Below are 22,815 nucleotides of genomic sequence, written 5' to 3'. Positions count from 1 at the left end.
CACCCTATCGACCGCGGCCGCGCCCTTCCCGCCCTGCAACCGCTGGGACGCCGCGCCGCCGTCCTATCCTTGGCGGCCGCCGAAGGAGACCCTGATGCCCCCGATGCCCGACCCCGCCGACCTGCTCGATCTCGCCAACCTCTACTCCCCCGAGGAGCAGCTCGTCGCGCAGACGGTGCGGCGGTTCGTCGGCGACCGCGTGATGCCGGTGATCGAGGAGTGCTACGAAGCCGGCCGCTTCCCGACCGAGCTCGTGCGCGAGATCGGCGCGCTCGGCCTGTTCGGGATGCTCATCCCCGACGAGGAGGGCGTCGCCGCGACGCCGACCGCCTACGGCCTCGCCTGCCTCGAGCTCGAGGCCGGCGACTCGGGCCTCCGCTCATTCGTCTCGGTGCAGGGCTCGCTCGCGATGCACGCGATCGCGACCTTCGGCTCGGCCGACCAGCGAGCGGAGTGGCTTCCCGGACTGCGCAGCGGAGCGCTCCTCGGCTGCTTCGGCCTCACCGAGCCCGATGCCGGGAGCGACCCCGGCGCGATGCGCACGAGGGCGCGGCGCGTCGACGGGGACTACGTCCTTGACGGTGCGAAGCTGTGGATCACCAACGGCTCGATCGCCGACGTCGCGGTCGTCTGGGCGCAGACCGACGAGGGGATCCGCGGCTTTCTCGTGCCGAAGGGGACCCCCGGCTTCACCGCCAGCGACATCCACCACAAGCTCTCGATGCGGGCGAGCATCACGAGCGCGCTCTCCTTTGACCAGTGCCGGCTGCCGGCGAGCGCGCTCCTCGGGGGGGCGAGTGGCCTCCGCGGCCCCCTCTCGTGCCTCAACGAGGCCCGCTTCGGGATCATCTTCGGTGTTCTCGGGGCGGCGCGCAGCTGCCTCGAGACAGCGCTCTCCTACGCCGCGGAGCGGCAGGTCTTCGGCCGGCCCCTCTCCTCGTTCCAGCTCACCCAGGCCAAGCTGGCGGCGATGGCCACCCACCTCTCGACGGCGACGCTCCTCGCCGGCCACCTCGGCAGGCTGAAACAGGCGGGGACGATCCGCCCCGACCAGATCAGCCTCGGCAAGCTGAACAACGTGCGCGCCGCGCTCGACATCGCCCGCCAGGCCCGCACCATCCTCGGCGGAAATGGCATCACCCTCGACTACGGCGTGATGCGCCACGTCTCGAACCTCGAGACCGTCCTCACCTACGAGGGCACCGAGGAGGTCCACCTCCTCTCGGTCGGGCGCGCGCTCACCGGCGAGAGCGCCTTCAGCTGATCACCCGGCCACGCGGCCGCCGCACCCGACAGCGCCCGCGGGCGCGGGAGGAAGTCCAATGGAGCTCGAACTCGCCGGCCACACCGCCCTCGTCACCGGGGCCTCGAGCGGCATCGGCTACGGGACGGCCTTCGCCCTCGGTCGCGAGGGGGTGCGCGTCTCGGTGACGGCGCGCCGCCGCGAGCGCCTCGAGAAGCTCGCCGGCGAGATCGTCGAGGCGGGCGGCCCCGAGCCGGTGGTCGTCGTCGCCGACCTCCTCGAGCGGGGCGCCCCCGCGGAGATCGCGGCCGCCGCGCTCGCCGGCCTCGGCTCGGTGGAGATCCTCGTGAACAACGCCGGCGGCAGCCGACCCTTCTCGCTGGCGGCCACCGAGGAGGACTGGGAGGAGGCACTGACCCTCAACTTCACCCGCCAGCGGCAGCTCACGATGGCTCTCCTCGACCAGATGATCGCCTCCGGCTGGGGGCGGATCGTGAACATCACCGGCAAGTCCGAGCCCGAGGGGCTGAACGGCGCCTTCTGCGCGAAGGCGGCGATGCACGCCTTCTCCAAGGGCCTCTCGCGCGAGGTCGGGCGTCACGGCATCACCGTGAACTCGATCCCGCCGGGGCGGATCATGAGCGAGCAGATCGAGCGCAACTACTCGCCCGAGTACCGTCTCTGGCAGTCCGAGCACGAGATCCCCGTCGGCGAGTACGGCGCGCCGAGCGACGTCGCGAACCTCGTCTGCTTCCTCTGTTCGCCGGCGGCCCGCTACCTCACCGGGACCGTGATCCCCGTCGACGGCGGCCTCCGCCGCTACCAGTTCTGAGGGCGGCGGGAGCGGACCGCTCCGGGCGCCGACCGTAGGATCGACGGCGGTGGCGGGAAGCGGTCCGAGCGGGTCAGAGGCGGCGCTCGCCGCGCCGCAGGAGGCCGCGATCGTGGCGATCGGCCGCGAGATCGCCGCCGCCCTGCCGCCGCCCTCCCGCCGGCCGCTCCAGATCCTCGACGCGAAGGTGAACGCGGTGGTCGCCGACGACGCCGAGCTGCGCGCCGCGCTCTTCCGCTTCGTCGACGTGATGCCCGCCTGCAGGACCGCCGCCGAGGTCGTGGGGCACCTCCTCGCCTACCTGCGAGGGGTGCCTTCGCTCCCGCTCGCGCTGCGGCTCGCGAACCGCCTCGGGGCCCTCCCGCCGGCGCGCCCCCTCGTCGCCGCCGGCGCCGGCCTCTCGGTCCGCCACCTCGCCCGCCGCTTCATCGCCGGCGAGCGCCCGGGTGACGCCGCGGCGACGCTCGAAGCGCTGTGGCGCTCCGGCATCGCCTCCTCGGTCGACCTGCTCGGGGAGGCGACGGTGACCGAGGAGGAGGCCGACGCCTACGCGGCGCGCTGCGCGGCGACCCTCGAGGTCCTCGCCCGCCGGGCGGCCGCCTTCCCGCCGCAGCCCCGCCTCGAAGGCGACGCCTCCGGGGTGCTGGCGCGGGTGAACCTCTCGGTGAAGATCTCCGCGCTCACCGCCCGCCTGCGCCCCGAGGCGCCCGAGGCGGGGATCGCCGACGCCCTCGTCCGTCTCCGCTCGCTCTTGCGCCTGGCGCGCGCCCTCGGGGCGCACCTGCACATCGACATGGAGTCCCTCGACACCCGCGACGCGATCCTCACCCTCGTCCTCGGGGTCCTCGCCGAGGAGGAGTTCGCCGACGGCCCCTCGGCGGGCCTCGTGCTGCAGGCCTACCTCCGCGACTCGGCGGCCGAGCTCGACGAGATCCTCGCCTTCGCCGGGCGGGTGCGCCGCGCCACCCCCCTCGTCGTCCGCCTCGTGAAGGGCGCCTACTGGGACCACGAGGTGACCGAGGCCCGCCAGCACGGATGGGAGACCCCCGTCTTTGTCGACAAGGCGCGCTCGGACGAGAACTTCGAGCTGCTCACCCGTCGCCTGCTCGCCGCCCGACCGGCGGTGCGGGTGGCGATCGCCTCGCACAACCTGCGCTCGGTCGCGCACGCGGTCGCGAAGAGCCGCGAGCTCGGCGCCCCCGACTCCGAGCTCGAGCTGCAGGTGCTGCGCGGCCTCGGCGACGAACTGGCGCGCGGCCTCTCCTCGCTCGGGCTGCGCGTCCGCGTCTACTCGCCCGTCGGCGACCTCGTCGCCGGCATGGCCTACCTCGTGCGTCGCCTCCTTGAGAACACGAGCAACGAGTCCTTCCTGCGCGCGCAGGCGCGCGGGGTGCCGATCGACGAGCTCCTCGTCGCGCCGTGACGCTCCCGCCCTTTTCCAACGAGCCGACGCTCGAGCTCCGCCGCAAGGCCGTCCGTGACCGCCTCGCCGGCGCGCTCGAGGCGCTCGACCGGGAGGGGCCGCGACGGGTCCCGGTGCGCGTCGGGGGTGGCGAGCGCCACGATGCGGCCCTCGTCTCGGTCGACCCCGGCCGCCCCGACCGCGTCGTCGCGACCGCCGCGGCGGCGACCGCCGACGAGGTCGACGAGGCGGTCGCCCTCGGGGTGGTGGCGGCGCGGCGCTGGGCGGCGCGGCCGCCCGAGGAGCGCGCCGAGGCCCTCCTCGGCGCCGCCTCCTGGTTGCGGAGCCGTCGCCTCGAGGTGGCGGCCCTCGAGGTGCGCGAGTGCGCGAAGCCCTGGCCGGAGGCCGACGCGGACGTCTGCGAGGCGATCGACTTCCTCGAGTACTACGCGCGCGGCGCGCTCCGCCTCGCCGAGGGCGGCGCCGTCGGGGTCGTGCCCGGTGAGGCGAACACCCTCTCCTACGTCGGGCGGGGGGTCGCGGCGGTGATCTCCCCCTGGAACTTCCCGGTGGCGATCCCAATGGGGATGACGAGCGCCGCGCTCGCTTCCGGCAACGCCGCGCTCCTGAAGCCGGCCGAGCAGTCCCCGGCCTGCGGGGCGGTCGTCGTCGAGGCGCTGCGCGCCGGAGGTGTCCCCGACGATGTCGTCGCCCTCCTCCCCGGCGAGGGGGAGGTCGGCGCCGCGCTCGTCGCGCACCGCGAGGTCTCGACGGTTGCCTTCACCGGCTCGCTCGCGGTCGGGCTCGAGGTGGTGCGCGCCGCGGCGCTCGTCCTCCCCGGCCAGCTCCAGCTGAAGCGGGTCGTCGCCGAGTTCGGTGGGAAGAACTGCGTCATCGTCGAGCGCGACGCCGACCTCGACGAGGCGGTCCCCGCGATCGTCACCTCCGCCTTCTCCTACGCTGGGCAGAAGTGCTCGGCGGCCTCACGCGTCCTCGTCGCGGAGCGCCTCGCCGAGCGCCTCGCAGAACGCCTCGCCGGCGCGGTGGCGGTCCTCGAGGTCGGTCAGGCCGAGGCGCTCGGCACCGAGGTGCCACCGGTGATCGAGGAGGCCGCCCGCGCCCGCATCGCCTCCTACGCGGCGACGGCGCGCGCCGAGGGCGAGGTCCTCGCCGAGGTCGCGTCCCTCCCCGCCGAGGGCTTTTTCGCCCCGCCGATGCTCGTCACCGGCCTCCCCGGCGGCTCGCGCCTCCTCCACGAGGAGATCTTCGGCCCCCTCCTCGCGCTCGAGGCCTACGGCGAGCTCGACGAGGCGCTCGCCCGCGTCGACGAGCTCCCCTACGCCCTCACCGCCGGGCTGTTCACCCGCGACCCGGCCGTCGTCGCGAAGGTCGCGCAGGCGGTGCCCGCCGGCAACCTCTACGTGAACCACCCGACGACCGGCGCGATGGTCGGCCGCCAGCCCTTCGGGGGGAACCGCCTCTCGGGCAACGGCACGAAGGCCGGCGGCCCCGACTACCTGCAGCACTTCGTCGACCCGAAGGTGCTCACCGAGAACACGATGCGCCACGGCCTCGTGGTCTGACTCCGAAACGCCGCGCCCCGGCCGGACATGTACCACTCGGCGACGACTCGCGAGGTGGCCGATGGACGCGGAATGGATGGTGCACGCCCACTGCCGGGGTGAGTACCCGCGACCTTCTTCCCGTGGGACAGCCTCGGCGTCGAGGTGGCCCGCCGGATCTGTCACCCCTGCCCGGTGCGGCGCGAGTGCCTCTCCTACGCGCTCGCCGAGGGGCTCAGCCACGGCGTCTTCGGCGGCTGCTCGGAGCGCCAGCGCGAGCGCCTGCGGCGCAGCGACTTCGGCGCGCACGAGCGCGCCGGGGTCACCTCTTCGGTGGGCGGCACGTCCCACGGAGCGGCCACCGCCTGACCGGTAGCCTCGTCGCGTGAGCGAGCAGCGCGCGGTGTCCGATCGGCCGTCGGGGGTCGTCGTCTCCGGCCCCTCGCCGCTGTCGAGTTCGCTCTTGTGGAAGGTGAACGCCAACTACTACGAGGACTCCGGGGTGAACGCCTGGGCCTCGGGCGAGGTCCCGCACCTGCTCACGAGCGGCCCGATGCTCGCCCGCAGCTACGCCCACCTCATCGAGGGCTTCGCGAAGGACGCCGCCGCCGGCCGCCTCGGCCCGGTCGACCCCGACGAGCCGATCTACGTGATCGAGCTCGGCTCGGGCCCCGGCCGCCTCGGCTTCTACTTCCTGAACGCCCTCGACCCGCAGGCGACCGCGCCCTTCCGCGTCATCTACGTGCTCTCGGACCTCGCCGAGAAGAACGTCGACTTCTGGCGGACCCATCCCCGCCTCACCCCCCTCGCCGAGGCGGGGCGGCTCGACTTCGCCCGCTTCGACGCCTCGGCGACGGCCACGCTGCGCCTCGAGGTCTCCGGCGTCGAGCTCTCCCCGGGTTCGCTCACCAATCCCCTCGTTGCCTGCGCGAACTACCTCTTCGACGTCCTCCCCCAGGACCTGTTCGCCCTCGAGGGCGGCGTCGCCTACGAGGAGGAGGTCGTCCTCTGCTCCGAAGAGCCGGCCCTCGAGCTCGACACCCCGGACTTCCTCAACCGCCTCTTCATGCACACCGTGCGCCGACCGATCGGCGCCGACCGCTTCGGCGGCGACCACCGTGACGCCCTGCTCGCCCGCCTCGCGAAGGAGCAGGAGGGGCGGCTGCTCTTCCCGAGCGCGCCGCTGCTCGTGATCGAGCGTCTGCTCGAGCTGTCGCGCGACCGGCTCCTGCTGCTCATCGGCGAGCGCCCCGGCGAGGTCCCCGAGCAGGCGGTGGCGGCCGCCATCGTCGAGAAGGTTGCGGGGACGATCCCGGAGATCCCGGCCGGCCCGGTGGCGATCAACGTCGACGGGGTGGAGTGCCCCCGGCCCGGCGCGCTGCTGGCGATGGGCATCCACGGCCCCTCGTTCTCCCTCCCCGTCGACCTCGACGTCCTCTCTCGCCCCTTCCTCGACCGCGGCGGCTCGCTGCTGCTCCCCGAGGCGCTGCCGGCGGGGCTGATCGTGGGGGCGCTCCTCAGCGACGGCGGCGGCGCGCGCGAGACGCGGCGGGCGTTTGCCAACGCGATCGCCGAGCTCGGCCCCGAGGACCTCTACCTCACGATCCGCGCCGCCCTCGAGGACCCCGGCGAGGGGATCAACCTCGCGATGCTGCTCGCGGTGCTGCGCGTCGGTGGCTACGACCCCTACCTGCTCCGCCGCATCTACCGGGGCCTCGAGCGGGAGCTCGTCGACGCCCTCGAGGAGGGGATCGACGAGACGGTGCGGGTGCTGCACCGCGTCTATGAGATGGAGTTTCCCCTCGACGAGGAGACCGACCTCGCCTACGGCATCGCCGCCCTGCTCGCGCCCGCCCACCGCTACGACGAGGCGCTGTGGTTCTTCGAGCGCTCCCGCGAGCGCCACGGCCCCCGCCCCGTCGGGGAATTCAACATCGCCCTCTGCCACCTGTACCTCGGCTCCCCCGAGCTCGCCCTCGTGGCCCTCGACGAGGCGATCGCCCTCGACCCCACATACAGCGCGGCCATCGAGCTGCGCACCGCGGTGATCGAGAAGCGCGCCACCCCGGACTGAGCTCGCCGGCGGGCGGGGGAGGCGCCGGTAGGGTGCCCGCCGTGCCCGAGACCACCGAGAGCGAGCTCGAGGAGCGCCTCTCGGCCTTCCTCACCGAGTTCCTCGGCAGCTGGCCGCCGCGGGCGCCCTTCGAGGTGACGAGCTCGCGCTTTCGCGCCCTGCCGGGCTGGGACGACCGGCTGCGGCCGTTCGTCGGGGTCGCCTCGCCCGCGGGCACCGTGGTCTCAGTCGCCGACGAGCTCCTCGACGCCGCTCGCCGTCTCGCCGCACAGGGCGAGCAGGCCTTCGCGGCGGGCATCGGGGCGCTCCTCGGCGAGCGCGGCGCCACGCTGCACCGCGGCGTCTTCCGCGCCGCGAAGCGCCTCGTCGGCCTCGGCGAGCCGGGGGAGTGGCTCGCGCCGGTCGACCCCCGCCTCCCGGAGTGGCTCACCGCCTTTTCCGGCGAGGTCCTCGTCGCCTTCGACGCCGACGGCCGCTACGCGGCGGGGGTCGGCCTGAAAGACCATCACCGCCTCGGGCGGGAGATCGCCGTCGGCACCGAGCCCGAGCACCGCGGCCGGGGTCTCGCCCGTGCCCTCGTCGCGCAGGCATCACGGGCGATCTACGAGCAAGGCGCCGTCGCCACCTACCTGCACGCCCCGGACAACGCCGCCTCCGCGGCGGTCGCCGAGGCGGCCGGCTTCCCGGACCTCGGCTGGCAGATCCTCGGGGTCGGCAACCGCCGCTGAGCGGCCGCGCCCCTACGGCGCGGCGAGCACGCGCACCGGCGAGCCGGTGGCGAAGGCGACGATGTCGTCCACGATGTCGGCGAAGTAGTGGGCGAAGTTCGCCTCGCTCGCATAGCCGAGGTGGGGGGTGAGCACGACGTTGTCGAGGGCGAGCAGCGGGTGGTCCGCGGGGAGCGGTTCGACGTCGTAGACGTCGAGCGCGGCCCCGGCGATCGCGTTCCCCCGCAGCGCCTCGACGAGCGCCTGCTCGTCGACGATCGGCCCCCGCGAGGTGTTCACGAGGTAGGCGCTGCGGCGCATCTGCGCGAGCTCGGCGGCGCCGATCAGCCCGCGCGAGCGGTCACCGAGCTTCAGGTGGATCGAGACCACGTCCGCTGCGCCGAGCAGCTCCTCCTTGGTGACGAGGCGCGCCCCGGCCTCGGCGGCGCGCTCGGCGGTCAGGTTCTGGCTCCAGGCGACGACCTCCATGCCGAAGGCCTTGGCGATCGGCACCATCGCGCCCCCTAGGCGGCCGAGGCCGATGAGGCCGAGGGTCGCCCCCTTCAGGTCGCCGGAGAGGTGCTCCTGCCAGGCGCCGCGGCGCATCGCCGCGTCCTCGCGTCGGAGCTGCTTCACGGCGGCGAGGATCAGCGCCCAGGTGAGCTCGACCGTGCCGTCCGAGCCGCTCGCCGTCCCGCAGACCGTGATCCCGAGGGCGGTCGCCGCCTCGAGGTCGATCGCCGCGTTCGCCATCCCCGTCGTGACGAGCAGCCGGAGACCGCTCAGGCGCTCCAGCAGCTCGCGGGGGAAGGCGGTGCGCTCGCGCATCGCGACCACGACCTCGGCGTCGCCGATCGCGGCGAGCAGCGGCTCGCCCTCCAGGTGGCGGTGGAGGTAGTCGACCTCGAACTCTTCGCCGAGGCGGTCCCAGTCACCGAGCTCGTCTGCCAGGAACTGGTAGTCGTCGAGCACCACGATCCTCGTCATGGCGGCGATCCTGCCATAACCCCCGGCCCGCCCGCCCCGCCCTCGAGGGCGCGGCGACGCTCAGGAGGCGCTGAAGCGCTGCAGGAGCGGGAGGGCGCTTCGCAGCTGCGCGCGCTCGTCCTCCTCGAGGCCCTCGATCATGAGGGCCAGCCAGGCCTGACGGCGACGCCGGTCCTCGACGACGATGTGGCGGCCGGCGTCGGTGATCGCGATCACCGACTGGCGGCGGTCGCTCGGGTGCGCGTCGCGGGCGATGAGCTCACGGCTCTCGAGCGCCGCGATGACGCGCGTCATCGAGGGCGGTTGGATCCGCTCGTGCTCGGCGAGCGCGGTCGGCGAGAGCGGGCCGAAGCGCTCGAGGGTGGCGAGCGCCGAGAGCTGGGAGAGGCCGAGGGTCTCGTCGCTGCGCTCGGCGCGCAGCCGGCGGGCGAGGCGCATCGTGGCGATGCGCAGCATGCTCGCCAGGCCGGCGACGGTCTCCGAGCCGTCCGGCGCGGCGCTCTCGGCGGTCGCTCGTGCCGGTTCTGTCATCGGCGTGAGGCTAACAAAGCGCCTGCGAGCCAGGGTCACGGCGCCGCCGCGAGGACCTCCGCGACCACCGCCCCGACCCGGCAGGCCGTCGGCAGGTGGAGGAACTCGTTCGGCCCGTGCGCGTTCGACTCCGGGCCGAGGACGCCCGTGGCGACGAACTGACAGCCCGGGTAGCGGAGGCCGAGCGCGGCCATGAACGGGATCGAGCCCCCGAGGCCGAGCGCCGCCGGCGGTTCCCCGAAGTGCTCGAGGGAGGCACCGCGCAGCGCCTCCTCGAGCCACGGCGCGCTGTCCGGCGCGTCCCAGCCCTGCCCCGGCTGCTCCATCGCCACGGTGACCGCGGCGCCGGCGGGGGGCGCCGCGGTGAGCGTCGCGGTGAGGGCCGCGGCCGCTGCCACGGCGTCGGCGTTCGGCGGCAGGCGGACCGAGAGCTTGAGGGTGGTGCTCGGCCGCAGCACGTTGCCGCCGGCGGCCGGCTCGGGGAGGCCGGAGGCGCCGGTGACCTCGAGGGCCGAGCCCCAGGTCCCCGCCTCGAGGCGGCTCGCCGCGTCCTCGCCGGAGAGCTGCAGCCCGCCGACGAGCGGGAACTGGCCCGCCGCCGCCTCGCCGAACTGCGCGGCGACCTCGGCGATCTGCGCGCGCCGGTGGGCGGGGATCCCCGGCCCGAGCAGCTCGGGGAGCAGGATCGAGCCGTCGCGCTCGTCCTCCACCCGCGAGAGGAGCGAACGGGCGAGGCGGAACGAGGAGGGGACGATCCCCCCGGCGTGGCCGGAGTGCACCCCCTCGGTGAGCACCGAGACCGTGAGCGTGCCGACGAGCACGCCGCGCAGCGACGTCGTCACCCACAGGCGGTCGTAGGTCGCGCAGCCCGAGTCGAGGCAGATCACGAGGGCGACCTCGCCGATGCGGGGGGCGAGGTGGTCGAGGTAGGCGTCGAGGTCGGGGCTGCCGCTCTCCTCGCTCCCCTCGATGAGCACGACGACCCGCCCGCGGCTGACCTCGTGGCGGGCGAGGGCCTCGAGCGCCGAGAAGGCGGCGAAGGTCGCGTAGCCGTCGTCGGCGGTCCCCCGCCCGTAGAGGCGGTCCCCCTCCTGCACCGCGCGGAAGGCGGCGAGGCCCTCCCGCCAGGGGCCGAGCGCCGGCTGCTTGTCGAGGTGGCCGTAGACGAGGGTCGTACCGCGCTCGGCCTCGCCGGGGAGCTCGGCGAGGATCACCGGCGTCCGCCCCGCGAGGCGGACGACCTCGACCGAGCCCTCGACGGCGCGCGCCGCGCACCACTCGGCGAGCAGCGCGGCGGCGCGGTCGAGGGCGCCGTGGGTCTCCCAGTCGGCGTCGAAGGCGGGCGAGAGGCACTCGATCGCGGTGTACTCGCGCAGCGTCGGGAGCGCCTCGTCGCAAAAGAGCGCGGTGACGCTCTCGGCGACCGCCTTCACGAGCCCCGCCGGGCGACCGTCCAGCACCCCTGCCCGGCACGGGCGGTGACGCCGGAGAAGGCGGGGTCGACGGCGCGCAGCGCGGCGACGACCTCCTCGGGCGGCAGGTAGATCGGGGTCCGATCAGCGCGGGTGGAGACGAAGACCACGGCCCCCTCGGGCTCGAGGGCGCGGAGGTACTCGGGGGCGAAGAGGAAAGCGTTCACGCAGACGACGGCGCGCACCCTCCCGTCGCCGACGGGGAGGCGCGAGGCGTCGGCGCGCACACGGGCGCCCCGTCCCGGTGGGGTACGGCTCAGCATCTCGAGGGAGAGGTCGAGGGCGAGGACGCCGTCGAAGAAGCCGCTGAGCGTCGGCGTCTGGATCCCGGTGCCGCTCCCGACCTCGATGCAGCGCCCTCCGCGCGACAGCCCGCCGCGGGCGAGGGCGTCGACGAGGGGGAAGCGGTACTCGGGGTTGTCGCGCGTCGCCCAGTCCGCGGCGCGCGCGTCGAAGCGGCCGCGCACGTCCTGTGCGTCGGCCTCGTCCCAGCTGAGCGGGGCGGAGGCGAGCCGACGCGTCAGCTCCTGGAACGAGGCGCGCACCGCTGGGTCCTCGGCCTCGGGAGCGGTCACGGGAGCGATGTCGTCGAGATGGAGGAGCCAGTCGGGCGTCACGGGCCTGTTGTAGCCCGTGTGGCAGCGGGGCGCGGGCGCGTCGTCCACAATGGGGCGATGCCGCCCCGCCCGCTCTCCGCGATCGTGCTCGCCGCGGGGGGCGGCACGCGGATGCGCTCCCCGCTCCCCAAGCCCCTCCACCGCCTCTGCGGCCGGCCGATGCTGCTGCACGTCCTCGACGCGCTCGCCGAGCTGCCGATCGAGCGCGTCGTCGTGGTGGTCGGCTACCGCAGCTCGGAGGTGACCAAGGTCCTCGAGTCCGAGGCACCCTCCGAGCTGCGTCTCGAGTTCGTCGAGCAGTCCGCGGCGCTCGGGACCGGCGACGCCACCGCGGTCGGCCTCACCGGCTTCCCCGTCGGTGCCGACCTCGAGGAGGGTGACCTCGTCGTGCTGCCGGGGGACACGCCGCTCCTGCGCCCCGCGACCCTCGCCGCCCTCGTGCGCACCCACCGCCAGGAGGACGCCGCGGCGACCCTCCTCACCGCCCGCGTCGAGGACCCCAGCGGCTACGGACGGGTGGTGCGGGCCAAGGACGGCGGCGTGAAGAAGATCGTCGAGCACCTCGACGCGAGCCCGGAGGAGCTCGCCATCGACGAGGTCGCGACCTCCATCTACTGCTTCCGCCACGGTGTCCTCGCGCCGGCGCTCAGGCGCCTCACGCCCACCAACGCGAAGGGCGAGGTCTACCTCACCGACGCGATCGCGGTGCTCGACGACGCCGGATACCGGGTCGTGACGATGCCCGCGGGGGATCCCGTCGAGGCGGCCGGGGTGAACGACCGGGCGCAGCTCGCCGCCGCGGAGGCGGTGCTGCGCGAGCGGATCAACGAGCGCTTCATGCGCCGCGGGGTGACGATGACCGACCCCGGTGCGACCTACATCGACGTCAGCGTCGAGATCGGCGAGGACGTCACGATCCTCCCCGGCGTGGTCCTCGAGGGCCAGACGCGGATCGCCTCCGGCGTCCACCTCGGGCCGGGCACCCACCTGAGCGACTGCGAGGTGGGGGAGGGCGCGCAGGTGCAGCAGACACGCGCGAGCCATGCCGTCATCGGCCGCGACGCGGTCGTCGGCCCCTACGCCGTGCTCGACGACGGCTGCCGTCTGGCGTCCGGCGTCGTCACTGGTCCATTCTTCCGAAGCAGCACGACCGATGTCGCCACGCTCGAAGGGAGACCGTGATGGAGATGGTGGCGCCGCGGCACCTCGAGCTGTTCACGGGGCGGGCCGACCCCGAGCTCGCCCGCGAGATCGCCGACTGCCTCGGCGTCACGCTCGGCGAGGCGAACCTGCGGGAGTTCGCGAACGGCGAGATCCACTGCCGGTACGACTCCTCGATCCGCGGCTCGGACGTCTTCATCATCCAGACCCACTGCCCGCCGGTGAACCAGTCGATCATGGAGCAGCTGATCATGGTGGACGCCGCGAAGCGCGCCTCGGCGCGCTCGATCACCGTCGTCTGCCCCTACCACGGCTACGCCCGCCAGGACCGCAAGGCGGCCGGGCGCGAGCCGATCACCGCCCGCCTCGTCGCCGACCTGATGACCGCCGCAGGCGCCGACCGGATGGTCTCGGTGGACCTGCACTCCGGACAGATCCAGGGCTTTTACGACATGCCCGTCGACCACCTCACCGCCTCACCGGTCCTCCTCGACTACCTGCACGGCGAGGATCCCTCCCGGCTGGTGATCGTCTCGCCGGACTCCGGGCGACTGAAGGTCGCGGAGCGCTTCAGCCAGCAGCTCGGCTGCGCCCTCGCCGTGGTGCACAAGACGCGCCCCCCGGGCCAGTCGAACACCGTCGAGGCGCGCGAGGTGATCGGTGCGGTCTCCGAGCGCCTCTGCGTCCTCATCGACGACATGATCGACACCGCCGGCACCGTCTGCGCGGCGGCCGACCGCCTCGTCGAGGCGGGGGCGACCGACGTCTGGGCGATGGCCACCCACCCCGTCCTCTCGGACCCCGCGCTCGACCGGCTGAAGGCCTCGGTGATCTCGCGGGTGATCGTGACCAACACCCTCCCGCTCCCCGAGGACCACCGCATCGACAAGATCGAGGTCCTCTCGGTGGCGCCGATCATCGCCGAGGCGATCGCCGCGGTCTTCTCGGACCGCTCGGTCTCGGAGATCTTCCGCGGCCAGAACCTCAGCTGAAGGCCCCCCTGGTCCGGGCGGGTTCAGCCCCGCCGCGCCGCGCCTAGAATGACCAGCCGCGCAGCGCCCCGTCCGCGCCGCCGCCTCTCTCCCGACTGGAGCACCCATGCCTGACATCGCCCTCCTGCTCGAGCCACGCGCCGAGCGCGGCAGCGCCTCGGCGCGCCGCCTACGCGCCGCCGGTCGCGTCCCCGGCGTCCTCTACGGCCACGGCGACGAGCCGATCGCGGTCTCCGTGGACGCCCGCGTGCTCCGCAGCGCGCTCATGGCGGTGCGCGGCGCCCCCCTCTTCGACGTCGAGATCGGTGACGAGCGCCACCTCGCGATCACCCGCGAGATCCAGCGCCACCCGGTCCGTCAGACCGTCGCCCACGTGGACTTCCAGGTCGTGAGCCGCGACGAGGTCGTCCCCGCCGAGGTCGCGATCGTGCTCGTCGGCGAGGCACTCAACGTCACCCGCGCCGGGGGCAACGTCGACCACGCGCTGCTCAGCCTGCACGTGCGCGCGAAGCCGGCGGACATCCCCGAGTCGATCGAGGTCGACATCTCCGACCTCGAGATCGGGATGACGATCCGCGTCGCCGACCTGCCGATTCCGAGCGGGGTCACGATCGAGATCGACCCCGAGGCCCCCGTCGCGGTCGCCCAGCCGCCGCGCGCCCGCGAAGAGGCGGAGGGCGAGGCCGTGGAGGGCGAGTCTGCGGTCGCCGGCGAGACGGCTGGCGCCGCCGCCGACGGGGACGCGGAGGAGAGCTGAGCCCCTTCCTCCCTGGCCGCAAGGGCGCGAGGGAGTCCGGCGGCACCGTCGTTGACCTGCTCGCCGTCGGGCTCGGCAATCCCGGCGAGGAGTTCGCCGGCACCCGGCACAACGTCGGTGCCGACACCATCGAGGTCCTCGCCCGTCGCCACGGGGCCCGGCTGCGCCGCGAGCGGCAGCTGTCGGCGCGCGCCGCCGAGGCGCGCGTCGGGGAACGCCGCCTCGCGCTGGCGGTCCCGGAGACCTACATGAACGACTCCGGCCAGGCGCTCGCCCCGCTCGTCCGCCGCTACACGCGGGGAGCGCTCGACCGCCTGCTCGTCGTCCACGACGAGCTCGACCTCCCACCCGGGGTGGTGCGGGTGAAGTTCGGAGGCGGCACCGCCGGCCACAACGGCCTCCGCTCGGCGCAGTCCCACCTGCACAGCCTCGACTTCGCGCGGGTGCGCGTCGGGATCGGCAAGCCCCGCGGCCGCACCGAGGGCGCGGACCACGTCCTCTCGCGCCCCGGCCGCGCCGAGCGCGAGGCGCTCGTCGTCGCGGTCGAGCTCGCCGCCGACGCCGTCGAGCTCGTGCTCGAGCGGGGCGTCGAGGCGGCGATGAACGAGGTCAACACCCGTTGAGCGGCCCCCTCGCCCCGCTCGCGGGGATGCTCGCCGGCGAGGCCGGGATCGCCGAGATCCTCGGTGCCGAGGGCGCCGTCGTCGCCGTCCCCGAGGCGGCACGCCCGCTCCTGCTCGCCGCCCTCCGTCAGCTCTCGAGCGCCCCCGTCCTCGTCGCCGCGACGCCCACCTCCGCCGAGGCCGAGCGCCTGGCCCACGACCTCAGCTGCTTCCTCGGCCCCGAGCAGGTGCTCCTCGTCCCCGCCTGGGAGACGCTCCCCTTCGAGCGCATCTCGCCGAGCACCGAGGCGATGGGGGCGCGCCTTCGCGCCCTCGACCGCCTGCGCGCCGCGCACGCCGACCCCGCGGCGCCGGGCCCGGTGGTCGTCGCACCGGTGAAGGCGCTCCTGCAGCGCCTCGGCGTGCTGCCCGAGCAGGCCGCGCCGACCCGCATCACCTCCGGCCAGCACCTCGACATCGAGGGGCTGCTCAACCACCTCGTCGCCGGTGGCTACCGCCGCGAGTACCAGGTGGAGCACCGCGGCGAGGTCGCGGTGCGCGGCGGGATCATCGACGTCTTCCCCTCGACCGGCGAGACGCCGGTGCGCATCGACTGCTTCGGCGACGAGGTCGACCGCCTGATGGAGTTCGACCTCTCGGACCAGCGCTCGGTCGGCGAGGTCCCCTCCGCCGAGCTCTACGCCTGCCGCGAGCTCCTCCTCACCGAGGAGATCCGGGCGCGCGCCGCCGAGCTCGTCGACGAAGTGGCCTTCGCCAAGGAGGAGTTCGACCGGATCGCCCACGGCGAGCTCTTCGACGGCGTCGAGTCCTTCCTCCCCTGGCTCGTCCCCGAGGTCACCCTGCTCACCGACCTCCTCGGCGGCGACGACCGGGTGGTGCTCTTCGATGCCCGCCGGATGCGCGACCGGGCGAGCGAGCTCGAGGACGAGGAGTCGGCGCTCGCGCACGCGCTGGCGAGCACCTGGGGGGCCGGCGCGGACCTCGCCGCCGAGGACTTCCCGCGCCTGCACGCCCCCTACGAACGTCTCCTCGAGCGCTCGCCGGCGCGCGCCGCGGTGGCGCCGGCGGTCGCCGACAGCCCCGACCTGGAGGCGCTGCGCGCCACCGGATGGCCCGCCGCGACCGGCGACCCGGGCGCCCTCGCGCGCCGCGTCGGGGAGCTCGCCGGGCGCGGGGTGAGCGTCGTCGTGACCGCCGAAGGGGCGGGGAGCGCCGAGCGGATCGCCGGCGTGCTCGAGGACGAGGGCGTGGTGCTCGCCCGTGAGCACCACGGCGAGCAGCTGCGCGAGCGGGGGGTGCACGTCGTCGTCTGCCCCCTCGAGCGCGGCTTCGTCCTCGAGAGCTCGCACCTCGCCGTGCTCACCGAGGGCGACCTCACCGGCCGGCGACGGGCGCACCGCGCACCGAAGGCGAGGGCCCGCCCCGTCGAGGGCTTCTTCGACGACCTCGCGCCCGGCAGCTACGTCGTCCACCGGGTGCACGGGGTCGGCCGCTACGGGGGGATGGTGACCCGCGAGCTCGGGGGCGCGGCCCGCGACTACCTGCTCCTCGAGTACCGCAGCGGCGACAAGCTCTACATCCCCTCCGACCAGATCGACGTGCTCACCCCCTACTCGGGCGGCGAGCAGCCGGCGCTGCACCGCCTGAACGGCAACGAGTGGCAGCGTCAGCGCAGCCGGGTGCGCGCCGCGGCGCGCGAGGTGGCGCAGGAGCTCGTCGTCCTCTACCAGCGCCGCCTCGCCGCCGAGGGCCACGCCTTCTCCCCCGACACCCCCTGGCAGCGCGAGTTCGAGCAGGCCTTCCCCTTCATCGAGACCGCCGACCAGCTGCGGGCGATCGACGAGGTGAAGGCGGACATGGAGCGCGCCTCGCCGATGGACCGCCTCGTCTGCGGCGACGTCGGCTTCGGCAAGACCGAGGTGGCGCTGCGCGCCGCCTTCAAGGCGGTGCAGGACAACAAGCAGGTCGCGGTGCTCGTCCCGACGACGCTGCTCGCCCAGCAGCACTTCCAGACCTTCGCCGAGCGCTGCGCCCCCTACCCGGTGCGGGTCGAGGTGCTCTCCCGCTTCCTCACCCCCGCGGAGGCCAAGGCCGTCGTCGCCGGCATCGCGAGCGGCGCGGTCGACATCGTGATCGGCACGCACCGCCTCCTCGGTGAGGACGTCCGCTTCTCGGACCTCGGCCTCCTCGTCGTCGACGAGGAGCAGCGGTTCGGCGTCTCGCACAAGGAGGCGGTGAAGAAGCTCACCGTCGGCGTCGACGTGCTGACCCTCACCGCGAGCCCGATCCCGCGTACCCTCGAGATGGGGCTCACCGGGATCCGCGACCTGTCGATCATCGACACGCCCCCCGCGGCGCGCCAGCCGATCCTCACCTACGTCGGCGAGGAGGACGAGCGGGCCGAGGGGGAGGCGATCCGCCGCGAGCTGCTGCGCGAGGGGCAGGTCTTCTTCGTGCACAACCGGGTGCACGACATCGAGCAGACGGCGCGCCGCCTGCAGACGCTCGTCCCCGAGGCACGCCTCGCGATCGCGCACGGCCAGATGGACGAGGGCACGCTCGAGCAGGTCGTCCTCGACTTCGCCGAGGGCAGCTACGACGTCCTCGTCTGCACGACGATCATCGAGTCCGGGATCGACATGCCGACGGTGAACACCCTCGTCGTCGACCGCGCCGACCTGCTCGGGCTCGGCCAGCTCCACCAGCTGCGGGGGCGGGTCGGCCGCGCCGGGCAGCGCGCCTACGCCTATCTCTTCCACCCCCGCGAGCGGGTCCTCTCCGAACAGGCCTACGAGCGGCTGCGGACCATCGGCGAGCACACCGAGCTCGGCTCGGGCTTCAAGATCGCGATGCGCGACCTCGAGATCCGCGGCGCCGGCAACCTCCTCGGCTCGGACCAGTCAGGGCACATCGCGGCGGTCGGTTACGACCTCTACGTGCAGATGGTCGCCGAGGCGGTCGCCGAGCTGAAGGGCGAGCCGGTGCGCGAGCCCGCGGAGATCAAGCTCGACCTCCCCGTCGAGGCCCACCTCCCCGCGAGCTACGTCGAGCGCGAGGACCTCCGCCTCGAGGCCTACCGCCGTCTCTCCCAGGCCAGCGACGAGGGGCAGGTCGCGGACATCGGTGCCGAGTGGCTCGACCGCTTCGGCCCCCTGCCGCGCCCCGCCGCCGCACTCCTCGCCGTCGGCCGGGTGCGCGCCGAGTGCGTCCGCCTCGGCATCCGTGAGCTCACAGGCGTGCCCGCCCGCCCCGGCAGCGGCGGCACGGCGCGCGTCGGCGAGGTCGTCGTCCGCTTCTCGCCGGTCGCGCTCCCCGCCTCGGCGCGGGTCCGCCTGCAGCGCCTCGCGCCGCGCGCCCTGTACAAGGAGGAGCTCGGCCAGGTGATCGTGCCGCTCGCTGGCGGCGCCTCCTTCGCCGACGGCCTCGCCGCCTTCCTCTCCGAGCTCCTCCCCCCGGCGCTCGAGGCCGCCAGCTGATCGAGCTGGCCGAGGGCGCCGCGGTTCCCTAGCATCGGGGAGCCGTGCGCAGACCACTCCTCCTCGCCGCCCTCCTCAGCGCGCTCGCGCTCACCCTCTCGGCCTGTGACGTCTCGGCGATGCCGAACGCGGCGCGCGTCGGCGGCGACCAGATCCCCGAGAGCAGCGTCAACGCCCTCCTCGCGGCGGTGCGCGACGACGGGGCGCTGCGCTGTGTCTTCACGGCCCAGAGCGACACCTACAGCGGCGCGGGCAACGGCAACTTCAGCTCCTCGTTCACCGCCCAGCAGCTCACCGACCTCCTGCAGCTGCACCTCGAGGACGGGCTGATCGCGAAGCTCGGCCTCACCCGCACCGCCTTCGCCCGCGCCGCCGCCCTCACCCAGCTCGACTCGGCCTTCAGCCCCGCCAACTACGCGAGCTGCATCCCGATCCCGACGGGGGACACCTCGCCCGACGCCGAGCAGCGGGCGGCGGCCAAGTTCCTCGCCGCCCTCCCTCCCGCCTATCGCTCGCTCCTCGAGGAGACCGAGACCGACCAGGTCGTGCTCGACGCGCACGTCGTCGGCCTGCCGCTCACCGAGGGCGGCCTCCACAGCTACGAGCAGGCGCACACCGCCGCCCTCACCACGGCCTGTCTGTCGGTGATCCTCGTCGCCACCGAGCAGAAGGCCAAGGCGTTGCAGGTGGCGATCGACCGGGGAGCCGACTTCGCGAGCGTCGCGAGAGCGAACTCGACCGACGCGCAGTCCGGAGCGGCGGGCGGGGCGATCGGCTGTCAGCCACCCGAGGACCTGATCCCCCCGATCGGCGGCATCGTCGCCGCCCTCCCGACGGGGACGGTCTCGTCGCCGGTGCACGCCAACGGCAGCTGGGTGCTCTTCGAGGTCACCTCCCGCGAGGGCGTCGCGCAGCTGAGTGACGTCGAGCGGGCCCTCTTCGACGCCGCGAACGCCCAGGCGCTGAAGGCGGTCGCCGCCTACGCCAAGGCAGTCGGCGTCGCGGTCAACCCCGCCTACGGCGCCCCCTCGATCGGCAGTAGCGGCGCGCTGGTGAACCCGCCCGTCGGCCCCGCCGACGCCCTGCTCTACAACCCGACCGCCGTCTCGCCGACCAGCGCGGGCTAGGTGCCGGGCGGCGGCGGGGAGCCGACCCGGCCGCTCGTCGTCGCCTGCGGCCTCGGCCCCGCGGGGCCCGAGTTCCTGAGCGAGGCGGTGCGCAGCGCCCTCGGCGCGGCGCCGGCCTACCTGCGCACCGCCCGCCACCTCGCCGCCGCGCCCTTCCTCGCGGCGGGCGCGACGGCGCTCGACGCCTGCTACGAGGAGGCCGATTCCTTCGAGGAGGCCTACCGGGCGATCGTCGGGGTGCTCGTCGCGGCGGCCGCCCGCCACGGGCGCGTCGCCTACGGCGTCCCCGGCTCCCCGCTCGTGCTCGAGCGCACCGTCGAGCTGCTGCGCTCGGACGGGCGGGTCGACCTCGAGGTCCTGCCGGCGGCCTCCTTCCTCGACCTCGCCTGGGCCCGCCTCGGCATCGACCCGGTGCGCGCCTCGGTGCGCCTCGTCGACGGGGAGGAGTTCGCCACCCGCGCCGCGGGCGAGCGCGGCCCGCTCCTCGTCGCCCAGCTCTGGTCGCCCGCCCTCCTCTCCGAGCTGAAGGTGAGCGTCGAGGAGGAGCCGGACGAGCCCGTCACCCTGTTGCACCACCTCGGCCACCCCGACGAGCAGCTCCTCGAGGTCGAGTGGGCGGCGCTCGACCGCTCCCTCACCCCCGACCACCTCACCTGCCTCTACATCCCCGCGCTCGCCGCACCGGTGGCGGGCGAGCTCGCCCGTGCCGAGGAGGTCGTGCGCGTGCTGCGTGAGCGCTGCCCGTGGGACGCGGCCCAGACCCACGAGAGCCTGGTGCGCCACCTGCTCGAGGAGTCCTACGAGGCGATCGAGGCGATCGACCAGCTCGCGAGCGGCGCCGCGGAGGGCGCGACCGCTCTCGAGGAGGAGCTCGGCGACGTCCTCTGCCAGGTCCTCTTCCACTCCCGCCTCGCCGCCGAGGAGGGCCTGTTCACCCTCGCCGACGTCGCCCGCACCCTCGCCGACAAGCTCGTCGGCCGCCACCCGCACGTCTTCGGCGACGCCGCGGCGCCCGACGCGGACGTCGTGCTCTCGAGCTGGGAGCGCTCCAAGCTCGTCGAGAAGGGGCGCTCCTCGGTGATGGAGGGGATCCCCGCCGCCCTCCCCGCCCTCCTCCTCGCCGAGAAGGTGGAGAAGAAGGCGGCGACGGTCGGCCTCACCCCCGCCGAGCGCCAGGGCGAGGTCGACCTCGTCGCGCTCGCCGGCCGGCTGGCCGCGGGGAGCGCCGACGAGGAGGCGCTCGGCGCGCTCCTCCTCGGCATCACCGCCCGCTGCGCCGCCGCCGGCCTCGACGGCGAGGCGGCGCTGCGCCGGGCGGCGGGGCAGCTCCGTGGGCAGGTGGCGCGCGCCGAGCGCGCCGCCGCCGCCGAGGGGGAGGAGTTCTCGTCTCTCCCCGCTGCGGCGCGCCGGGAGCGCTTCCTCGCGGCGCGCCGTGCCTGATCAGCGGCCTGCGTGGTCACTTTGCTAGCGTTCTTGCACTCCTCCCCCACCCGCCACAGGACGAACAGGAGCCCTGATGAGTGACATCGTTGCGCTGGTCGGCCGGGAGGTCCTCGACTCGCGGGGCAACCCGACCGTCGAGGTGGTCTGCACCCTCGACAGCGGCGCGAGCGGTCAGGCGATCGTCCCCTCCGGCGCCTCGACGGGCTCCTTCGAGGCCACCGAGCTGCGCGACAACGAGGAGCGCTTCGGGGGCAAGGGCGTGCTGCGCGCCGTCGCCCACGTCGAAGGCGAGATCACCGCGCTCCTCCTCGGCTGGGACGCCCTCGACCAGCGGGGGATCGACCAGGCGATGATCGACCTCGACGGCAGCCCCGCGAAGTCGCGCCTCGGGGCGAACGCGATCCTCGGCGTCTCGCTCGCGGTCGCGAAGGCGGCCGCCGAGGAGCTCGACGTCAGCCTCTACCGCTACGTCGGTGGCGTCGACGCGCACGTCCTCCCGGTGCCGCTGATGAACGTGCTGAACGGCGGCGCGCACGCCGACAACAACGTCGACTTCCAGGAGTTCATGATCGTCCCGCACGGTGCCGCCTCCTACGGCGAGGCGCTGCGTTGGGGCGCCGAGACGTACCACGCGCTGCGCGGCATCCTCCACGAGCGGGGGCTGTCGACCGCGGTCGGCGACGAGGGCGGCTTCGCCCCCGACCTCGCGGAGAACGAGGAGGCACTGCGGCTCCTCGTCGAAGCCATCGAGCGCGCCGGAAGGGTGCCCGGCGAGGAGGTCGCCATCGCGCTCGACCCGGCGACGACCGAGCTCTTCAAGGACGGCGCCTACGACCTCGCCGGCGAGGGGCGCGTCCTCAGCGCGGCCGAGCTCGCCGGCTACTGGTCCGAGCTCGCCGGCCGTTATCCGATCATCTCGATCGAGGACGGGATGGCCGAGGAGGACTGGGAGGGCTGGGGCGCGCTCACCAAGGGGATCGGCGACCACGTGCAGCTCGTCGGCGACGACCTGTTCGTCACGAACGTCGAGCGCCTCGAGAAGGGGATCTCGCTCGGCGTGGCCAACGCCGTGCTCGTGAAGGTGAACCAGATCGGGACGCTCACCGAGACCCTCCTCACGATGAGCACGGCGACGATGAGCGGCTACCGCTCGGTGATGTCGCACCGCTCGGGCGAGACCGAGGACGCGACCATCGCCGACCTCGCCGTGGCCACCAACTGCGGACAGATCAAGGCGGGCGCGCCGGCGCGTGCGGACCGCGTCGCGAAGTACAACCAGCTGCTCCGCATCGAGGCGGAGCTCGGCGATTCGGCCGAGTACCGGGGCGCGGCCGCCTTCGCGCGCGGCGCTCCCCGCGGCGGCGCATGATCCACCACCACCTCTACCGGGCGCGCCTCGCGCTCCTCGCCGCGGCGCTCTCGGCGGTGGCGCTCGTCGCGGTCGAGTTCCCCTTCTCCCTCCTCATCCACCAGCGCAGCGCACTCGCGCGCACCTCGGGCGAGCTCGCCGACCTGAACGCCCGCAACGCCGGCCTGCAGGGCGACATCCGCGCCCTGTCGAGCAAGGCGACGATCGCCGAGATCGCGCACGAGGACTACGGCCTCGTCGGACCCGGCCAGCTCTCCTTCGTGATCCTCCCTGCCGCCGGCAGCGCCGCCGCCACCTCCCTCGAGGGGAGCTCGATCCCGCCGCGCGACCTCGTCGCGAGCACCGCGCCCCCGACCGCCTCCCCGCAGCCCTCGACGGTGCACGGCCCGGGGCTGTGGCGGCGCTTCGTCTCGCGCCTCGAGTTCTGGAACTGATCCCGG

At 74.3% G+C, this 22,815-nt stretch carries 19 protein-coding genes and 1 pseudogene; 16 read left to right on the top strand and 4 right to left on the bottom strand.

Annotated elements, in window-relative coordinates:
- The first annotated feature begins 94 nt into the window (after positions 1-94).
- The 7 genes and pseudogenes from VNF07_00555 to VNF07_00525 all read left to right on the top strand — a co-directional run bounded on the left by VNF07_00555 (position 95) and on the right by VNF07_00525 (position 7,841).
- On the top strand, positions 95-1,264 hold the full coding sequence (locus tag VNF07_00555; GenBank protein HVB04729.1) for an acyl-CoA dehydrogenase family protein: 1,170 nt from the start codon (positions 95-97) through the stop codon (positions 1,262-1,264).
- 58 nt (positions 1,265-1,322) lie between these two features.
- Positions 1,323-2,075, top strand: coding sequence for an SDR family oxidoreductase (locus VNF07_00550; GenBank protein ID HVB04728.1), 753 nt, complete (start codon positions 1,323-1,325; stop codon positions 2,073-2,075).
- A 49-nt stretch (positions 2,076-2,124) separates the two neighbouring features.
- A complete protein-coding gene (locus VNF07_00545) occupies positions 2,125-3,498 on the top strand; it encodes a proline dehydrogenase family protein (GenBank protein ID HVB04727.1) in 1,374 nt (457 codons plus the stop codon).
- Positions 3,495-5,060 (top strand): aldehyde dehydrogenase family protein, encoded by a 1,566-nt coding sequence (locus tag VNF07_00540; GenBank protein ID HVB04726.1) that lies wholly within the window; start codon positions 3,495-3,497, stop codon positions 5,058-5,060. Before VNF07_00545 ends, VNF07_00540 begins: the two co-directional genes overlap by 4 nt.
- 117 nt (positions 5,061-5,177) lie before the next feature.
- Positions 5,178-5,408, top strand: a pseudogene (locus VNF07_00535) (WhiB family transcriptional regulator).
- A 16-nt stretch (positions 5,409-5,424) separates the two neighbouring features.
- A complete protein-coding gene (locus tag VNF07_00530; protein ID HVB04725.1) occupies positions 5,425-7,113 on the top strand; it encodes a tetratricopeptide repeat protein in 1,689 nt (562 codons plus the stop codon).
- Between the two features lie 41 nt (positions 7,114-7,154).
- Positions 7,155-7,841 carry a GNAT family N-acetyltransferase gene (locus VNF07_00525; GenBank protein ID HVB04724.1) on the top strand — a complete coding sequence of 229 codons (687 nt, stop codon included), beginning with the start codon at positions 7,155-7,157 and terminating at the stop codon, positions 7,839-7,841.
- A gap of 12 nt (positions 7,842-7,853) precedes the next feature.
- Here VNF07_00525 and VNF07_00520 read toward each other — a convergent pair whose 3' ends face one another.
- Genes VNF07_00520 through VNF07_00505 form a run of 4 tightly spaced genes read right to left on the bottom strand, consistent with a single transcriptional unit; the run spans position 7,854 to position 11,427 of the window.
- A complete protein-coding gene (locus VNF07_00520) occupies positions 7,854-8,807 on the bottom strand; it encodes a D-2-hydroxyacid dehydrogenase family protein (GenBank protein ID HVB04723.1) in 954 nt (317 codons plus the stop codon).
- A 60-nt stretch (positions 8,808-8,867) separates the two neighbouring features.
- A complete protein-coding gene (locus tag VNF07_00515) occupies positions 8,868-9,338 on the bottom strand; it encodes a MarR family transcriptional regulator (protein HVB04722.1) in 471 nt (156 codons plus the stop codon).
- Positions 9,339-9,373: 35 nt separating this feature from the next.
- The gene (locus VNF07_00510; GenBank protein HVB04721.1) at positions 9,374-10,798 is read right to left on the bottom strand and encodes a M20/M25/M40 family metallo-hydrolase; all 1,425 of its coding nucleotides are present in this window, start codon (positions 10,796-10,798) and stop codon (positions 9,374-9,376) included.
- Positions 10,768-11,427: a methyltransferase domain-containing protein gene (locus VNF07_00505; GenBank protein ID HVB04720.1), complete on the bottom strand. Its 660-nt coding sequence runs from the start codon at positions 11,425-11,427 to the stop codon at positions 10,768-10,770. Before VNF07_00505 ends, VNF07_00510 begins: the two co-directional genes overlap by 31 nt.
- Positions 11,428-11,484: 57 nt before the next feature.
- On the opposite strand from VNF07_00505, the gene VNF07_00500 reads away from it, so the two are divergent.
- The 9 genes from VNF07_00500 (at position 11,485) to VNF07_00460 (ending at position 22,809) form a co-directional block, all read left to right on the top strand.
- Entirely contained in the window at positions 11,485-12,609 is a 1,125-nt protein-coding gene (locus tag VNF07_00500; protein HVB04719.1) for an NTP transferase domain-containing protein, read from the top strand.
- Positions 12,609-13,580 carry a ribose-phosphate diphosphokinase gene (locus tag VNF07_00495; protein HVB04718.1) on the top strand — a complete coding sequence of 324 codons (972 nt, stop codon included), beginning with the start codon at positions 12,609-12,611 and terminating at the stop codon, positions 13,578-13,580. Before VNF07_00500 ends, VNF07_00495 begins: the two co-directional genes overlap by 1 nt.
- A gap of 106 nt (positions 13,581-13,686) precedes the next feature.
- The gene (locus VNF07_00490; GenBank protein ID HVB04717.1) at positions 13,687-14,337 is read left to right on the top strand and encodes a 50S ribosomal protein L25; all 651 of its coding nucleotides are present in this window, start codon (positions 13,687-13,689) and stop codon (positions 14,335-14,337) included.
- A complete protein-coding gene (pth, locus tag VNF07_00485) occupies positions 14,334-14,960 on the top strand; it encodes an aminoacyl-tRNA hydrolase (GenBank protein ID HVB04716.1) in 627 nt (208 codons plus the stop codon). The genes VNF07_00490 and pth overlap by 4 nt, the downstream gene beginning before the upstream one ends.
- Complete coding sequence (gene mfd, locus VNF07_00480) at positions 14,957-18,436, top strand: transcription-repair coupling factor (protein ID HVB04715.1); 3,480 nt, start codon at positions 14,957-14,959, stop codon at positions 18,434-18,436. The genes pth and mfd overlap by 4 nt, the downstream gene beginning before the upstream one ends.
- Before the next feature lie 44 nt (positions 18,437-18,480).
- Positions 18,481-19,563: a peptidylprolyl isomerase gene (locus tag VNF07_00475; GenBank protein HVB04714.1), complete on the top strand. Its 1,083-nt coding sequence runs from the start codon at positions 18,481-18,483 to the stop codon at positions 19,561-19,563.
- Positions 19,564-21,003 carry a MazG family protein gene (locus tag VNF07_00470; protein HVB04713.1) on the top strand — a complete coding sequence of 480 codons (1,440 nt, stop codon included), beginning with the start codon at positions 19,564-19,566 and terminating at the stop codon, positions 21,001-21,003. It abuts the gene before it with no gap.
- A gap of 76 nt (positions 21,004-21,079) precedes the next feature.
- Entirely contained in the window at positions 21,080-22,375 is a 1,296-nt protein-coding gene (eno, locus tag VNF07_00465; GenBank protein ID HVB04712.1) for a phosphopyruvate hydratase, read from the top strand.
- Complete coding sequence (locus tag VNF07_00460; GenBank protein HVB04711.1) at positions 22,372-22,809, top strand: septum formation initiator family protein; 438 nt, start codon at positions 22,372-22,374, stop codon at positions 22,807-22,809. The genes eno and VNF07_00460 overlap by 4 nt, the downstream gene beginning before the upstream one ends.
- Positions 22,810-22,815 lie beyond the last annotated feature (6 nt).

The sequence above is a fragment of the Acidimicrobiales bacterium genome, assembly GCA_035533595.1.
Classification (GTDB): Bacteria; Actinomycetota; Acidimicrobiia; order Acidimicrobiales; family Bog-793; genus DATLTN01.
The sequence above is the reverse complement of the archived record's forward strand: the minus strand, read 5'-3'. Positions and strand labels throughout refer to the sequence as shown.

Bases quoted from the DNA above. Each gene is read 5' to 3' on its own strand.
- VNF07_00495 (HVB04718.1), top strand. From the start codon at position 12,609: ATGGAGATGGTGGCGCCGCGGCACCTCGAGCTGTTCACGGGGCGGGCC.
- VNF07_00555 (HVB04729.1), top strand. From the start codon at position 95: ATGCCCCCGATGCCCGACCCCGCCGACCTGCTCGATCTCGCCAACCTC.
- VNF07_00520 (HVB04723.1), bottom strand. From the start codon at position 8,807: ATGACGAGGATCGTGGTGCTCGACGACTACCAGTTCCTGGCAGACGAG.
- VNF07_00460 (HVB04711.1), top strand. From the start codon at position 22,372: ATGATCCACCACCACCTCTACCGGGCGCGCCTCGCGCTCCTCGCCGCG.
- VNF07_00490 (HVB04717.1), top strand. From the start codon at position 13,687: ATGCCTGACATCGCCCTCCTGCTCGAGCCACGCGCCGAGCGCGGCAGC.
- VNF07_00550 (HVB04728.1), top strand. From the start codon at position 1,323: ATGGAGCTCGAACTCGCCGGCCACACCGCCCTCGTCACCGGGGCCTCG.
- eno (HVB04712.1), top strand. From the start codon at position 21,080: ATGAGTGACATCGTTGCGCTGGTCGGCCGGGAGGTCCTCGACTCGCGG.
- VNF07_00515 (HVB04722.1), bottom strand. From the start codon at position 9,338: ATGACAGAACCGGCACGAGCGACCGCCGAGAGCGCCGCGCCGGACGGC.
- VNF07_00500 (HVB04719.1), top strand. From the start codon at position 11,485: ATGCCGCCCCGCCCGCTCTCCGCGATCGTGCTCGCCGCGGGGGGCGGC.